16 protein-coding genes are annotated in these 14,763 nt (G+C 32.7%); 10 read left to right on the forward strand and 6 right to left on the reverse strand.

Translation table 11 applies throughout. From position 1 onward, the window contains the following. Positions 1-18: 18 nt before the first annotated feature. Together NNL09_RS22435 and NNL09_RS22440 are read right to left on the reverse strand one after the other, a co-directional pair. Positions 19-405, reverse strand: a complete 387-nt coding sequence (locus NNL09_RS22435) for a DUF6768 family protein (protein ID WP_025667445.1) — start codon at positions 403-405, stop codon at positions 19-21. Beyond that, positions 395-952, reverse strand: coding sequence for an RNA polymerase sigma factor (locus tag NNL09_RS22440; protein ID WP_196911388.1), 558 nt, complete (start codon positions 950-952; stop codon positions 395-397). The genes NNL09_RS22435 and NNL09_RS22440 overlap by 11 nt, the downstream gene beginning before the upstream one ends. A gap of 116 nt (positions 953-1,068) precedes the next feature. Between NNL09_RS22440 and rlmD the strand changes: the two genes are divergently transcribed. From rlmD to NNL09_RS22455, 3 genes are all read left to right on the forward strand, one after another. Beyond that, on the forward strand, positions 1,069-2,478 hold the full coding sequence (gene rlmD / locus NNL09_RS22445) for a 23S rRNA (uracil(1939)-C(5))-methyltransferase RlmD (RefSeq protein ID WP_196911389.1): 1,410 nt from the start codon (positions 1,069-1,071) through the stop codon (positions 2,476-2,478). A 413-nt stretch (positions 2,479-2,891) separates the two neighbouring features. Continuing rightward, complete coding sequence (locus NNL09_RS22450; RefSeq protein WP_025667442.1) at positions 2,892-3,200, forward strand: hypothetical protein; 309 nt, start codon at positions 2,892-2,894, stop codon at positions 3,198-3,200. Between the two features lie 50 nt (positions 3,201-3,250). Beyond that, on the forward strand, positions 3,251-3,649 hold the full coding sequence (locus NNL09_RS22455) for a hypothetical protein (RefSeq protein ID WP_231391020.1): 399 nt from the start codon (positions 3,251-3,253) through the stop codon (positions 3,647-3,649). A gap of 71 nt (positions 3,650-3,720) precedes the next feature. Here the strand turns inward: NNL09_RS22455 and NNL09_RS22460 are convergent, their stop codons facing one another. Next, positions 3,721-3,924, reverse strand: coding sequence for a hypothetical protein (locus tag NNL09_RS22460; RefSeq protein ID WP_025667440.1), 204 nt, complete (start codon positions 3,922-3,924; stop codon positions 3,721-3,723). An 89-nt stretch (positions 3,925-4,013) separates the two neighbouring features. Between NNL09_RS22460 and NNL09_RS22465 the strand changes: the two genes are divergently transcribed. The 3 genes from NNL09_RS22465 to ggt all read left to right on the forward strand — a co-directional run bounded on the left by NNL09_RS22465 (position 4,014) and on the right by ggt (position 7,067). Next, positions 4,014-4,538: a DUF6452 family protein gene (locus NNL09_RS22465; protein WP_025667439.1), complete on the forward strand. Its 525-nt coding sequence runs from the start codon at positions 4,014-4,016 to the stop codon at positions 4,536-4,538. Then, on the forward strand, positions 4,504-5,214 hold the full coding sequence (locus NNL09_RS22470; protein WP_025667438.1) for a DUF6048 family protein: 711 nt from the start codon (positions 4,504-4,506) through the stop codon (positions 5,212-5,214). The genes NNL09_RS22465 and NNL09_RS22470 overlap by 35 nt, the downstream gene beginning before the upstream one ends. Positions 5,215-5,381: 167 nt before the next feature. Further along, on the forward strand, positions 5,382-7,067 hold the full coding sequence (gene ggt, locus NNL09_RS22475) for a gamma-glutamyltransferase (RefSeq protein WP_196911391.1): 1,686 nt from the start codon (positions 5,382-5,384) through the stop codon (positions 7,065-7,067). Between the two features lie 22 nt (positions 7,068-7,089). Here ggt and NNL09_RS22480 read toward each other — a convergent pair whose 3' ends face one another. Next, positions 7,090-10,362 (reverse strand): glycosyl hydrolase, encoded by a 3,273-nt coding sequence (locus NNL09_RS22480; protein WP_196911392.1) that lies wholly within the window; start codon positions 10,360-10,362, stop codon positions 7,090-7,092. A 197-nt stretch (positions 10,363-10,559) separates the two neighbouring features. After that, positions 10,560-10,964: a MerC domain-containing protein gene (locus NNL09_RS22485; RefSeq protein ID WP_081748328.1), complete on the reverse strand. Its 405-nt coding sequence runs from the start codon at positions 10,962-10,964 to the stop codon at positions 10,560-10,562. A gap of 230 nt (positions 10,965-11,194) precedes the next feature. Between NNL09_RS22485 and NNL09_RS22490 the strand changes: the two genes are divergently transcribed. Further along, positions 11,195-11,575, forward strand: coding sequence for a Fur family transcriptional regulator (locus NNL09_RS22490; protein ID WP_025667434.1), 381 nt, complete (start codon positions 11,195-11,197; stop codon positions 11,573-11,575). A gap of 3 nt (positions 11,576-11,578) precedes the next feature. On the opposite strand, the gene NNL09_RS22495 is transcribed toward NNL09_RS22490, so the two are convergent. Continuing rightward, positions 11,579-12,718, reverse strand: a complete 1,140-nt coding sequence (locus NNL09_RS22495; protein WP_196911400.1) for a class I SAM-dependent RNA methyltransferase — start codon at positions 12,716-12,718, stop codon at positions 11,579-11,581. Positions 12,719-12,842: 124 nt separating this feature from the next. Here NNL09_RS22495 and NNL09_RS22500 point away from each other — a divergent pair, with 124 nt between their 5' ends. From NNL09_RS22500 to NNL09_RS22510, 3 genes are read left to right on the forward strand one after another with little or no spacing between them, the layout of a single operon-like run. Further along, positions 12,843-13,574, forward strand: coding sequence for a cyclopropane-fatty-acyl-phospholipid synthase family protein (locus NNL09_RS22500; protein WP_196911393.1), 732 nt, complete (start codon positions 12,843-12,845; stop codon positions 13,572-13,574). Further along, on the forward strand, positions 13,574-14,251 hold the full coding sequence (locus tag NNL09_RS22505; RefSeq protein ID WP_025667431.1) for a ZIP family metal transporter: 678 nt from the start codon (positions 13,574-13,576) through the stop codon (positions 14,249-14,251). The genes NNL09_RS22500 and NNL09_RS22505 overlap by 1 nt, the downstream gene beginning before the upstream one ends. Next, the gene (locus tag NNL09_RS22510; RefSeq protein WP_196911394.1) at positions 14,251-14,679 is read left to right on the forward strand and encodes a DUF4268 domain-containing protein; all 429 of its coding nucleotides are present in this window, start codon (positions 14,251-14,253) and stop codon (positions 14,677-14,679) included. The genes NNL09_RS22505 and NNL09_RS22510 overlap by 1 nt, the downstream gene beginning before the upstream one ends. Positions 14,680-14,763: the final 84 nt, after the last annotated feature.

Consider the following 14,763-nt stretch of genomic DNA (forward strand, 5'->3'; position numbering starts at 1 on the left):
AAGCTTCTTTCTAAAATCTTATTGTGATATTTTTCCAGCTATAGAAGATACCTGTAGTTCTAGCCTCTTAATTTCTCTTAATAGTGCATTTTTATCCATTTGCATCCAGGCGAATAGTTTGGTCATTCCTATAACCATAAAACAGATCGCTCCTCCTGCAAACCACTTGATCAGTTCGTTAGTATTATCTGTATCTAAAAATTGAATAATGCAATAGATTAAAAAACCAAAAGCTACTACAGTTGCAATATTCATCAATACAATAATCCATCTGTGTTTGGTATTAAAAAGCCCCCCTAACATTTCGAAAAGATTTTGCTCATCTAAATCATCATAAAATTTTGCTTCTTCCTGGCTCAATGTTTCTTTAATTAATTGATCTATATCTTTCATTTTATTCTCCATTATTTCTATTTTTTAAAATTGATTTCAGTTTTTCTCTAGCTGTAAACAAACGTGATTTAACGGTACCGGTCGAAACGTTTATAATATCACTTATTTGTTTAATGCTATACTCTTCTATATAAAAAAGGTTTAGTACTAACTGTTGAGTATAAGGTAGTTTTTTAATTGAGTTTTTTAATAATACCATCGTATTTTGATTATTTTGAGTATCATCTTCAATACGATTTGTATTACAATCCTTATACACTTGTAAATGTTCTACTTCCTTTTTATGTTTTCGTAACCAATTAATAGCATTTCTGGTTACAATAGTCAATGCCCAACTCCCAAAACTATTAGAATCTTTTAGGCTATTGATTTTTAAAAAAATAGTACTCCAGCTATCCTGAGCAATATCTTTTGAAATTTCTATATCTCGAGTGTACCAATATGCCTGTTTACATAGTTTTGCGTGCCATCTTTTCACAAGAAGAGTTACTGCTTTCTTGCTTCCCGACTGGCATTGTAAAACCAACAAAGAATCAATTGTTTTATTGGTGTTTGTCATATGGGTCTTTATAGTATAGACGTAGAAATAATAAATAGGTTCATTTTTTTATTTCTTTTTTCTAAGATATATTGAATATTTAATAAGTATATGCTTTCTATTGTTATTTTTGCGCTATGGCAAGGAAAAACAGAAGACAGATCTTTGAGAATATCGAAGTTATTGATGCAGGTGCAAAAGGAAAGAGTATTGCTAAAGCCCCTGATGGAAAGGTAATTTTTATTAACAATGCAGTTCCTGGGGATGTAGTAGATATCCAAACTACCAAAAAGCGTAAGGCCTTTTATGAAGGTTCTGCTACTACTTTTCACAAGCTATCAGACAAACGTACCGAACCCACTTGTGAACATTTTGGAACTTGTGGAGGCTGTAAATGGCAATTCATGGGTTATGAACATCAACTAGCTTATAAACAACAAGAAGTTGTAAATAACCTAACCCGATTAGGTAAAATTGAACTACCCGTAGTAAGTTCGATACTTGGCTCCGACGATCAATTCTTTTATAGAAATAAAATGGAATTTTCGTTTAGTGATAGCAGATGGCTAACTCTTGACGAAATTAGAAGTGGTACTGAAATTCAGAATAGAAATGCATTGGGATTTCATATCCCAGGAATGTGGGATAAAATTTTGGATATCAATAAATGTCATCTACAGGAAGACCCAAGTAATGATATCAGAAATAAGGTAAAAGCTTTTGCTACAGAAAACAACCTCCCCTTTTATAATGCAAGGAATCAACATGGCTTTTTGCGTACATTAATGATTAGAATTGCATCTACCGGAGAAATTATGGTTTTGCTTCAGTTTTTTCATGAAGATATAGAAAAAAGAACACTACTATTAGATTATATGGTTTCAGAATTCCCAGAAATCACTTCGCTTCAGTATACTATAAATCCAAAAGGTAATGATACCATTTATGATCAAGAGGTTATTTGTTACAAAGGGAAAGATTATATTGAAGAAGAAATGGAAGGATTGCGGTTTAGAATTAATGCCAAGTCTTTTTATCAAACAAATTCTAAACAAGCTTACGAATTATATAAAGTAACCCGAGATTTTGCCAACCTCACAGGGGAAGAGTTAGTATATGATTTATATACGGGAACCGGAACCATTGCACAATTTGTTGCAAAAAAAGCAAAAAAAGTAATTGGTGTAGAGGCTGTTCCTGAAGCTATTGAAGATGCAAAAGAAAATGCAAAGCGTAATAGTATTAACAATGTAGAGTTTTACGTTGGAGATATGAAAAAAGTATTCACCAAAGATTTTATTTCTCAACATGGTCAACCCGAAGTGGTAATTACAGATCCACCAAGAGATGGAATGCACAAAGATGTTGTAGGGCAATTATTAAACATTTCTCCTCAAAAAATAGTGTATGTAAGCTGTAATAGTGCAACACAAGCACGGGATCTTTCATTATTAGATGAGATGTATAAGATAAGTAAAGTTCAACCAGTCGATATGTTCCCACAAACACATCACGTTGAAAATGTAGTATTACTTGAAAAGAGATAGATACAACTAGTTTTTTTACTAAAAAAACAGTTTTAATTCCTGATATATTTTTGCCGACTAAATAATTGATATCAGACTTTAATTAGTTAATGAATGATCTGATAAATTATAATTTCATCATGTATTTCATCGATTTTTTTAATCATTAGACATTAGAGCACCCAATTATCATGAAATTCATTGATAATAAGTGCTTTACTAACAAATAATTCGCTTTTTTAACAAAAACCACACTATTGACTGATTATCAGATAATTAAACATATTTATTCAAATTTATCAATTATGGTTTTACCATAAAAAGTTAACTCAAAAACCACATATAATATCATGAGTTATTTCCTACATTTGTACTCGAAGATTGCTACTACAATAAATTTATAATCAAACCTAAGTTTACCAAAACTAACAGTTATGAGAAATGTAGTAAAAATACCCCTGATCTTCATTCTTCTTATTTTAATTTATTTCTTATTTACTACCGGTTCCAGTGATACTGGTCAACATCAGATTAACGAAACCAAAAATCAAGTTGCACAAGAAGCTATAAAACAATATAACATTGTTAAACGAAATGGTCCTGGTATAGAAGCCTCATTACATGCAGGATTCGTTGCAGAAGCCTTTCTTCAAATCGGAGATAAAGAAAATTATACTAAATGGACAAAAATAAAAGAACAAGAAGAACGTGATGCAAAAAATGCTAACGTTAACTTACCATAATTTTTTTGCATACAAACTACTCACTACCACCAAGGCTTACAATGATGATATTGAACTTAAAAAAAGGAGAGTTTATAATAAAACTCTTCATAATACCAATTATATGTATTACAATAATAACTGGAGCTGTTTTATACAATCTATACTATAACAATAATGCTCAAATTACCAGTTCTAAAAACAATAAAAACCCATTTTATTTTCACAAATCCGAGGCATTAACTGCATCATACTCCATCATCAATAAAAGGTTACGATCATCAACTATTATTTCTTTTGGAGAAAGTGACAAAGATGTTAGGATCGTTAATGATTCTACATTCACAGTAATCAATTATGTTGATTGGATAAATCAGGAAGGTGAAAACAAAAGAAATTATTACTGTTGTACTGTAATTTTTAATCACAACTGTAAAGCAAAAGCCCGAAATCTGGTTTTTATGGATTAATCACACCCTTTAGATTATGGCAACTTGATGTAGCAATCTTCTACATTTTCTATTGCGGTGGCCGGGAGCTGTTAAAAGTTCCCGGTTTTTAAAACAAAATTATAATCACCAAAAACTTCACAAGAATCAAAATATGATATAAACAGCAACACATCTACTTTATTCGAGTCTTTTATTTTTAAGAAATAACCAGTATGAATTGGTTTATCTTTTTTATTTTTGGTCACGCAAATAGCAATTCGAAATTTATTTTGTTTCAATATTTTTGCATTCATCTAACCGTATTTTTATCCTCGTAGTATCGAGGGTAGTTACAAAAAACCATATTCAGTAATGTTATGGTTGAGATAGAAAAAAATACTATATGAGAGTATACAAATATTTATTTTTTATATTAATAGGAGGCTTGGTTTTATATTCAAATTTAAGCTGTGAACGAGATGACATATGTGCAGAAGGTACTCCTACTACACCTTTCTTAGTTATAAAATTTATTGACTTTGATGCGGGCACCCAGATAAAAACTCCATTAGAATTACAGGTAAAAGCAGTTGGCATAGAAACTCCTTTTACTTTGGGTGCAGTTACAGATTCTATCCTAATTCCTCTAAGAAATGATGTATCGATTACTGATTATGAATTTACTATAAATTCTGACACAACTAATAATAGTGATACTGACCCCCTCCCTAATAAAGATACTGTAAGTTTTCAATACACAACAGAAGAAGAATATGTAAGTAGTGCTTGTGGGTTTAAGATTAATTACAAAGGTCTTACTGTATCTCCACCAGAAGCAGGAGATGATGGGAGCTGGATCAAAAATATAACAATACAAAGAGAGAACGTAACCGATGAAACAACTGCACACGTATTTATTTTTCATTAGCATCTTAATCACCAGCTTTTTCTATGGGCAAGAAGAACCAAAAGTTAGTGCAAAAGACACTCTCCCTCCCGCAGAAAAATATGGTTTTAGAGCAGGAGTTGATCTCGGTCGATTAATCAGAACAGCAGTTGATGATAACTATTCTGGATTTGAAATTGTTGGAGATTACAGGTTTTATAAAAAATTCTATCTCGCTGCAGAAATAGGTAATGAGTCCTTGATAAGAGATGAAGAGAATATTAATACAAAAGGATCTGGAAGCTATGCAAGAGTCGGTATAGATTATAACATATACGATAATTGGTACGGAATGCAGAATAGCATCTATGTAGGGCTGCGGTATGGATTTTCTACTTTTGAACAAACGTTAAACGATTATTCTATTTTTACAAGTACAAACTATTTTGGACCAAACCAAATAACCGAAAGTATCAAATCTGATGGCTTAAACGCCAGTTGGATAGAATTAGTTCTTGGTATCAAAGTAGAGCTTATAAATAATCTATACCTGGGAGCCAATGTATCTCTTAGAACTCTGGTAAGTGAAAAAAAACCTGATAGATTCGATAATCTATATATTCCTGGATTTGGTCGCACTAATGATTATAGCAATATCGGTGTAGGATACGGATATTCTATAAGTTATCTGATTCCCTTTTTTAAGAAAAAAAAGTAATATAAATCACTGCTTTCCTCCTACCTTTTGTTTATTTGCCCGGGATATGTTCTGCAATAACATAACTTCAAAATAAACCTGTACAATCATTTTACCAGGTATTCCATCAATTATTATAGGGTATTGCTTATCTTGTTTGGATGTTTTATCATCTCATACTCGTTCACATGAAATCATTTAATACTCTTTGTTTTCTTTTTTTAGTACCTGTAAGTATGATCTTCTCTCAGGATCGAATTACCGGTAAAAGTTTTGCCACACGATCTGAAGTAATTGCTACCCACGCAATGGCTGCCACTAGTCACCCTTTGGCTACACAAACTGCTCTAGACATTTTAAAGCAAGGAGGTAACGCAATTGATGCAGCAATCGCTGCTAATGCAATGCTTGGGTTAATGGAACCTACAGGAAACGGGATAGGTGGTGACTTGTTTGCTATTGTATGGGATGCTAAAAGTAAAAAGTTATATGGATTAAATGCTAGTGGACGATCTCCTGAAAAATTAACTTTAGAATATTTTAAGAAAAACAACCATACTAAAATACCGTCTCATGGTGCTCTTCCTGTTTCTGTTCCTGGCTGTGTAGATGGGTGGTATGAGCTACATGGCAAGTTTGGTAAATTAAGTATGAAAAATATTTTGCAACCAACTATTAATTATGCTCGTGAAGGTTTTCCTGTGACCGAACTGGTTGCATATTATATGCAATTAAGTGCTAAGTTTTTATCAAAATACCCTGGTTTTAAAACCACGTATATGCCAAAGGGTTCTGCTCCGAAAAAAGGAGAAATTTTTAAAAACCCTTTTTTAGCGAATACACTTGAAAAAATTGCAAATGAAGGTAGAGATGCTTTCTATAAAGGAGATATTGCTAAAACTATTGCAAAGTATGTGAAAGAAAATGGTGGATTTCTGAACTATGATGATCTAAAAAATCATACCTCAGAATGGGTAGAGCCTGTATCTACAAACTATAGAGGATACGATGTATGGGAACTACCTCCAAACGGTCAAGGAATAGCTGCCTTACAAATGCTAAATATTCTTGAAAAATATGATATCAAATCTATGGGGTTTGGTACAATAGAATATCTTCACATTTTAACCGAAGCTAAAAAACTAGCCTATGAGGATCGAGCAAAATTTTACGCAGATCCAGATTTTAATACTATTCCTGTAGATCAGCTTATCTCTAAAAATTATGCTGATCAAAGAAGAAAACTTATTGATGAAAACAAAGCTGCAAAAACATATGACGCCGGAAATCTTAATGATGGAGATACCATATATCTTACCGTTGCAGATGAAGAAGGAAATATGGTATCCTTGATACAAAGTAATTATAGAGGTATGGGATCAGGAATGACACCCACCGAACTCGGTTTTATTTTACAAGACAGAGGTGAGTTATTTTCATTGAAAGAAGGTCATTTTAACACATATGAACCTAAAAAAAGACCTTTTCATACCATTATTCCTGCATTTATTACCAAAGACGGAAAACCTTTCATGAGTTTTGGGCTTATGGGTGGTGGTATGCAACCCCAAGGACATGTGCAGATTATCGTTAACATGATTGATTTTGAAATGAATCTACAGGAAGCTGGTGATGCTCCCAGAATAAATCATATGGGATCATCGCAACCCACAGGAGAAGAAATGACCAACGGAGGAACGCTACATATTGAATCCGGAATTTCATATGAAACAATTAGAGGTCTGCTTTCAAAAGGTCATAACATATCCTATGCTTTAGGCCCATACGGAGGCTACCAAGCTATTATGGTAAAAGATGGTGTTTATTACGGAGCTTCTGAATCTCGTAAAGATGGCCAGGCAGCTGGATATTAACCTATACCAAACTTCTAAGCAATTATTCCTCTACAAATGGTGCACCTGCTTCTTGTAATGCTTTTGAAAATGAATTTACCTCATTCTTTAAAGCAGTGAACTTAGAAGTAATACTTTTTAATTGGTCATCGATTATCTTCATCGTTTCCAAATGTGTACTGGTTGGCCCATAAGTAGATCGCTCTACACCTTTATAAATAGAAAACATTCTATGTTCAATAGTTGGTCTTGTCTTCTCGCCTACTTGTTGTTTTGAAGTATTTCCAAAGAATTCTTTATTTAGATTTGCTATACGTTGTTCTAAAATATTTAAGCGATTATCCAGATCACCAGGAGCGCTGTTTGTTCTCAATAAGGCAGTTCTCATAGCTTTAATACGCTTTCCTGCTTTATTAACTTTCATATTTAAAGCAGAAACTCTACCAATAGTATTTTCATAACTTCTCCAGAATGTTGTCACTTTTTCAAGTGTCGCCCCCTTTAATGTACCATTGTGCATGCGCTTAACCATAAAAGAAATAGGGTCTGAAAGCTGAGTTACTTTTCCATTTACAACTTTGGATAATGTAGCTGTATACTGTCCCGGAGCAACCATAAATCCACGAGGAGATCCGTATGAGTTTTCTTGTTTCTCTAAAAAAATTGCATTTGTAGCTGGATATCGTAAATCCCATGCTACTCTATGAAAACCAGATGTAACAGGTCCTTCAATTCTACGAATGGTCTTTCCCGAGCTATTTGTTATTGCCAATAGTATACGAGGTTTTCTTTCTGTACGCTCTGCTTCTACATCATCCCAGCCAGGAAAAGCAATATTTTTTCCTTTATTCTTTTTCTCTATCTCTTGTCGGTTTTCTTTACTGGTTTTTAACCCATCTTTTAAGTAGTATGTTAATACAGCTCCAAAATCTGGATTAGGAGCCACATAATGCGAAGCTCCCTGGCTACCTTTTTTATCATCAAAACTTAAACTAGGTCTTGGGATGTACCACCATGCATCTCTGGTTGGGAATAGTGTGGCTTCTTCTTTCAGTTTATCTTCAGAAATATTTCTTAAAAGAGAAAAATCATCAAATACGAAAAAACCTCTCCCAAAAGAAGCTCCTACTAGATCATTCTCTTTACGTTGAATTACCAAATCACGAAAAGAAATTGTAGGTACGCCTCCTTTCAGTTTTACCCAACGATTACCTCCATTTATAGTAAAATAAATTCCAAATTCTGTAGCTGCAAACAAAAGATTAGGTTGTACATGATCCTGAACAATTCTCCACACTAATGTCTTTTTCGGAAGATTTCCTTTTATAGATTTCCATGTTCTTCCATTATCAGTACTCTTTACCAAATAAGGATTAAAATCTCCGTATTTATGATTATCAAGAGCTACATATACTGTGTTTGCATCAAAAAGATCTGCCTTAATATCATTAACAAATGCTGTTGCGGGAACTCCAGGCAGTGTGCCTACATCAATTTTTCGCCAATTATTCCCTCCATTTTCTGTTGCTTGAATAATCCCATCATCAGTCCCTGCATAAAGTACATCTTCTTGTTTTGGAGATTCTGCTATCGAAGTGATTGTATTATAATTAGACATCGCCAAGAAATCCCAAGGTGCATCCCATGATTGTTTTTTACCCATAATAGACAATTCTATTCTTTCCTGATTTTTGGTTAAATCTCCTGATATAGCTTTCCATTTATCTCCTCTATTATCAGATTTCCATACACGATGAGAAGCAAAATAGATACGAGAAGGGTCATGAGCACTCACCAAGATCGGTGCATCCCAATTAAACCGCTCAAAATCCTCTTCTGCTCCAGGTTGGGGTTGGATATCAATCACTTCTCCTGTACTTAGATCTACACGAGTTAAATTTCCTTCTTGGCGTTCTGCATACATAATATTAGGGTTGCCAGGTTCTGTAGCGGGTTGATGACCATCCCAATTTAGTACAATCTTCCAGTCAGAATTTTGAATTCCATGCAAGTTATCGGTTCGTGATGGTCCTCCCTGTGTACTATTATCTTGGGTTCCTCCATAAATATTGTAAAAAGGTTCAGAATCATCTACAGCCACTTTATAATATTGTGTTACCGGAAGGTTTTCTATAAATCTCCAATTTTTAGTAAGATCAAAAGTTTCATATAGCCCTCCATCTGTTCCTACCAAAAGATAATCAGGGTCTTCTTTTTTAAAAGCTATAGCATGATTATCGCCATGCTTATGCTCTTCATTCATTCTTGTAAACGTTTTCCCTCCATCTACAGAGATTTGCATCGTATTATCTACCAGGTATAGCCTTTCAAAATGGTGAGGCGATGCATATAATTCCTGGTAATAATGTGGTCCTGTAGCCCCTGCAACAGCATTAGATTGTTTTTCCCAGGTAGTACCACGATCTGCAGAACGATATACTCCTCCGGTTCTTCGATCTAATTCAATAGCTGCATATAAAATATCGGGTTGTTGTGGTGAAATCGCTAATCCTATCTTCCCCATCCAAGACTTAGGAAGTCCATTTTTGAGTCTTTCCCATGTTTCACCTCCATCTGTACTACGATGCAATCCTGATCCCGGGCCTCCTCCCATATAAGCAGCAACTGTACGATGTCTCTGCCATGTAGCTGCATAAAGTTGATCTGGATTTCTGGGGTCTATAACCAAATCGGTAACACCCACCCAGGTATCATCTCCTAGTGTTTTTTTCCATGTTTTTCCACCATCAATAGATTTATATAACCCTCGATCTCCTCCTTTTTTCCATAGAGGGCCTTGAACAGCTACCCAAATTACATTAGAGTTTTCTGGATGTATAATAATTTTAGAAATATGTTCTGATGCTTTTAATCCCATATTGGCCCATGAAGCTCCCCCATCATCGCTGCGATAGATACCATCTCCATATCCCATATGACGCCCTCCTACATTCTCGCCAGTACCAACCCAAATCCTATTATGATTTACAGGATCTATAGTCACACAACCAATAGAATATGATGTTTGATCATCAAATATTGGTTTCCAGGTAGTTCCAGAGTTTACAGTTTTCCATACTCCTCCCGAACCAACAGCGACATACCAAATACTTTCGTTTTTAGGATGAATCGCAACATCTGCTATTCTACCAGACATAAAAGCCGGGCCTATGTTTCTTAATTTTAATCCAGAGAATACTGAATCTGATAATGCAGTGGATATTTCTTGTTTTGCTTTAGCACGCTGCCCGTAGATTGAAACAGTAAATGCAAACAAAAATAGTATGAAAAAGAATTGTGTGAATTTTGTTTTCATGAGAATATAATTGATGGTTAGCTTCAAAAAGAAGTAGAAAATTATTGTTATTTCAATAATAATCTCTTAACAAAAACATAAAAGTGTACAAATATTATTTTACATATTTATATTTTCCTCATTTCAGTTTTATATTACTAGCTTTCAAAGCTTAAAAAGAAAATAAATGATCTTAGGTAGTAATGATTCTACTATAGTTAATGTCTTTGTTTAATCTTACAACTTTTATAATCTTTTGTAAATTTCCAATTATAATAATGAGCGATTATCAAAGAACCTGTTCCTAAGAAATGTAATATTTTTTCTACTGAATGATTTTCTATTATAAATCCAATACTAAAAAGGATTAATGTTGTTATAAACAGAAAAGCTGGCAATGATTTACCGTGGTATTTTTTGTATCCATTATACATTGCAAACATTGCAATCATCATGCTGGCTCCTATTAAAAAAAACTCGTAGAATTCATCAGTTAAAAAAACAAGTCCCATCAAAGGAAAAAGAGTTATACATATAGGCAAAAGTATACAATGAAGCATACACAAAAATGATGTAGAAAACCCTATGAAATCCCAATTTACACGTATTGTTTTATGTATCATAATAATATAAAATTGATCAATTGCTATTGATCGTATCCTTATTTTTTTTAGAAAAACAGTTGCTTAATTCTTCACTATTGTTACCCCAAACATGAAATACTTTTTTTATCATAACTAAAAAACTGGTACAATAGCAATCAGATTTTTTTTGTAATTTTCAATATTGAATCACACTAAAGCAACAATGTTGCAATAATACAAAAAATATAGTTTTCAATTATGCTTTAAGGATGAAAAAAACAAGAAATACGCAAAAACAAGATTTCGTTATTGATATACTTACAAACGCCAAGCATACTATGTCTGTAGAGGCTATTTTAAAAGCAATGCCTATAAAGGTTAATAAAACTACCGTATATAGAATCTTAGAACGTTTTGCTGAAAAAGGGAAAGTACATTTTGTAACTGGCGAGGATGGCAAAGCTTATTATGCACTTTGTAATGATTGTAATATCAAACACGAAATGCATAATCATATTCATTTTCAATGCAAATCTTGTAAAAAAGTAACTTGTTTGCCTTATGAAATAGATGTTCCAGAACTTAAAAACTTTGAAATACAAGAGACTCAATTCCTCATGATAGGAATTTGTGATATGTGTATTAGCTAGAAGTCAATTCTTATATTTTGCCTTTTTACTTCCTGCATACATTTCATATTTAACTAATCGAGCTTCTAATTTTCCATTAAAGACTTTTATTTTTCTAGATGGTCGAAGTCCAACATGTTTTAAGGCTTCAAGATTTGCAGTAATAAACCAGGCATTGGTACCTGGATAATTTTGTTTCAATGTATCTCCTATTTGCGAATAAAATTCTTCTATATTTACTTCTAATCGTTCATCATAAGGAGGATTAAATGCAATATGAAGTGGTCCTTCTACTTCTTTTGTAGATTCAAAGAAATCTCCTTCTTTTATTTTTATAAAATCAGTAAGATTAGCATTTTCTACATTTACATTTGCTTTTCTTACGGCCGAATATTCTTTATCTATCCCGATTATGGAATGATGAAAATCTCTGGTTTTATTTAGACAAGCTTCCTCTATTTTTTCAAATAGATCTAAATCCCAATCTAACCATTTTTCGAAAGCAAACTCTTTACGGTTTATATTTGCCGGAATATTACAAGCAATCATCGCAGCTTCGATAGCCATTGTACCACTACCACACATAGGATCTAAAAAATCACTTTGCCCATCCCAACCAGAAAGTAATAACAGGCCAGCTGCCAAAACTTCATTAATTGGTGCAATATTGGTAGCTGTACGATATCCTCTATGATGTAATGATCCTCCAGAACTATCTAATGACACTGTACACAGATCACGTTGAATATGAATATCAATCGAAAGATCAGGGTATTCTGTATCTACATTTGGTCTCTCCCCTGTTTCTTTTCTAAACTGATCTACAATCGCATCTTTTGTCTTTAATGCAATAAACTTAGAATGGCTAAAAATAGTAGAATTAACTGTGGCCGAAATAGCAAAAGTATCTTCTAAACTTAAATACTCTTGCCACCGTATACTTTGAATAAAATTATATATATCATTTTCGTTTCTTACTTTTTTGGAAGTAATTGGTTTTAAGATTTTTACTGCAGTTCTCAAACATAAATTTGCTTTATACATAAAGCCTGTGTCCCCATAAAAACTTACCATACGATTCCCAATTTCTACTTTTTGAGCACCTATTTTTCTAAGTTCACTTGCAAGAACTTCTTCAAAACCATAAAGGGTTTTGGCAACCATTTTAAACGAATTACTCACTATTTTCTTTTTCGACACGAAGGTATTTAAATTTTTAAGTGTAAAGGTTTAAAACTTTAAACGACTTCTATAATTAAACCGTAAAAATACACTAATTTTGCGCCCTATGCTAAAAGATTCAACAATGTGGTATGCATCATGGTTTGACACACCATACTATCATATCTTATATAAAGATAGAGATCATACTGAGGCTAAAGACTTTATGGATAACATCACTAAGTATCTGAGCTTAGAAGCTGGTGAAAAAATTCTGGATTTAGCTTGTGGTAAAGGTAGACATAGTATCTATTTAAATACATTAGGTTATGATGTAACTGGTGTAGATCTCTCTAAAAATAGTATTGAATATGCTTCACAATTTGAGAACGAAACGTTAAAATTTAGGGTGCACGATATGTGTCAGCCATATTCTGAGAAATTCTCTGCTGTTTTTAATCTTTTTACTAGTTTTGGTTATTTTGACAAGGAAGAGGATAATCTAAATACGATTAGAGCTATTAAATCAAACCTAAATGAAAAGGGATTCGGTGTTATTGATTTTATGAATGTAGATTATATCATTCAGAATCTGGTAGCCCAAGAAACGAAAGAAGTTAATAACATTTTATTCAATATTAAGAGATACTATCAAGATGGATATATCTTTAAAGAAATTGGATTTAGAGATAATAACGAGGATTTTTTATTTACAGAACGTGTTAAAAGCATTACACTAAGTGATTTTAAAAATTACTTTATAAATGCTAATGTAAATTTGTTGGATATTTTTGGCAATTATCAACTTCAGAAATTTGATAAAACTACTTCGCCAAGACTCATATTAATTTTTAAATAGTGTACAACTATATATTATCCATAACAGCTGTATTTATAGGAGCTTTATTAGTTTTTATTTTTAAAACTTCTAACCAAAAGAGCTTAAAACTACTTTTAGCTTTTAGTGGTGCTTTTCTTCTTGCGATCACCATTTTCGATTTATTACCAGAGGTATTTGAAGATAATCTCTTTGCAAAACGTACCGGTGTTTGGATTATGATTGGTATTCTTCTTCAAAAAGTATTAGAATACTTCTCTAAAGGGGCAGAACATGGACACATACATCTTCATGAAGAAACTCGTCGGATTCCAAAATTATTATTTATTAGTTTAGGTCTACATGCCATTCTCGAAGGGTTTCCGATACACCATACAGATGGGATTTTATTAGGTATAATTATACATAAAATTCCTATTGCTATGATTTTAACAACTTTTTTATTAAATACCAAAATCAAAAAAAGTGTCATTATCATATCATTAACTTTATTTGCGCTAATGACCCCTCTGGGTACTTTCATTTCTGAAAACTTTACTATGATTCAGAATTATTATAAAGAAATTACTGCATTAGTTATTGGTATATTTCTGCACGTGTCTACTACAATTCTGTTTGAAAGTAATGAAGGCCACAAATTTAACATTACAAAACTTATGGTTATTCTTATAGCTACAGTTACAGCATATATTATATAATGTTTAGTAAATCAGAATCAAAACAAATACGTCAGGAATTCTGGACCAGTTTTGGTAAAGAATACCCTCGTAAGTGGGTATTGTATAATACCAAAATCAAAGATGTAACCCTTAAATTTACATTTACTACAAAAAAGGCCCAAGTATCTATTGATATCGAACCCTATGATAAGATAATCAAAGCATATTATTATGATAAATTCATTAGTTTAAAAAAGATTCTTACCAGTGAATTTATAGAAGATATTATCTATAATGAGTTCTACGAACTTGATAGTGGTAAAGTTATATCCCGTATATATGTAGAGATAGATAATGTAAGCATCCATAATAGGAACACTTGGTCAGAAACCATGGTTTTTTTATCAAAAAACATGGATAAACTTGAAGAGTTTTTCTTAGAGTATAAAGAATACATTAGTGATTAAGTTTAGTTACTAAAAGTGTTCGATACTCATTTATCGGTTACATATTCTTTCCTAAAAAGCTATTATTCTCCTCTAAAAGATTAG

Source organism: Aquimarina sp. EL_43 (assembly GCF_943422735.1).
Lineage (GTDB): Bacteria > Bacteroidota > Bacteroidia > Flavobacteriales > Flavobacteriaceae > Aquimarina > Aquimarina megaterium.

Coding starts and splice junctions, on each gene's coding strand:
- NNL09_RS22460 (WP_025667440.1), bottom strand. CDS start 3,924: ATGAATGCAAAAATATTGAAACAAAATAAATTTCGAATTGCTATTTGC.
- NNL09_RS22440 (WP_196911388.1), bottom strand. CDS start 952: ATGACAAACACCAATAAAACAATTGATTCTTTGTTGGTTTTACAATGC.
- NNL09_RS22480 (WP_196911392.1), bottom strand. CDS start 10,362: ATGAAAACAAAATTCACACAATTCTTTTTCATACTATTTTTGTTTGCA.
- NNL09_RS22485 (WP_081748328.1), bottom strand. CDS start 10,964: ATGATACATAAAACAATACGTGTAAATTGGGATTTCATAGGGTTTTCT.
- NNL09_RS22495 (WP_196911400.1), bottom strand. CDS start 12,718: ATGGTTGCCAAAACCCTTTATGGTTTTGAAGAAGTTCTTGCAAGTGAA.
- NNL09_RS22435 (WP_025667445.1), bottom strand. CDS start 405: ATGGAGAATAAAATGAAAGATATAGATCAATTAATTAAAGAAACATTG.
- NNL09_RS22465 (WP_025667439.1), top strand. CDS start 4,014: ATGAGAGTATACAAATATTTATTTTTTATATTAATAGGAGGCTTGGTT.
- ggt (WP_196911391.1), top strand. CDS start 5,382: ATGAAATCATTTAATACTCTTTGTTTTCTTTTTTTAGTACCTGTAAGT.
- NNL09_RS22490 (WP_025667434.1), top strand. CDS start 11,195: ATGAAAAAAACAAGAAATACGCAAAAACAAGATTTCGTTATTGATATA.
- NNL09_RS22510 (WP_196911394.1), top strand. CDS start 14,251: ATGTTTAGTAAATCAGAATCAAAACAAATACGTCAGGAATTCTGGACC.
- NNL09_RS22500 (WP_196911393.1), top strand. CDS start 12,843: ATGCTAAAAGATTCAACAATGTGGTATGCATCATGGTTTGACACACCA.
- NNL09_RS22450 (WP_025667442.1), top strand. CDS start 2,892: ATGAGAAATGTAGTAAAAATACCCCTGATCTTCATTCTTCTTATTTTA.
- rlmD (WP_196911389.1), top strand. CDS start 1,069: ATGGCAAGGAAAAACAGAAGACAGATCTTTGAGAATATCGAAGTTATT.
- NNL09_RS22470 (WP_025667438.1), top strand. CDS start 4,504: ATGAAACAACTGCACACGTATTTATTTTTCATTAGCATCTTAATCACC.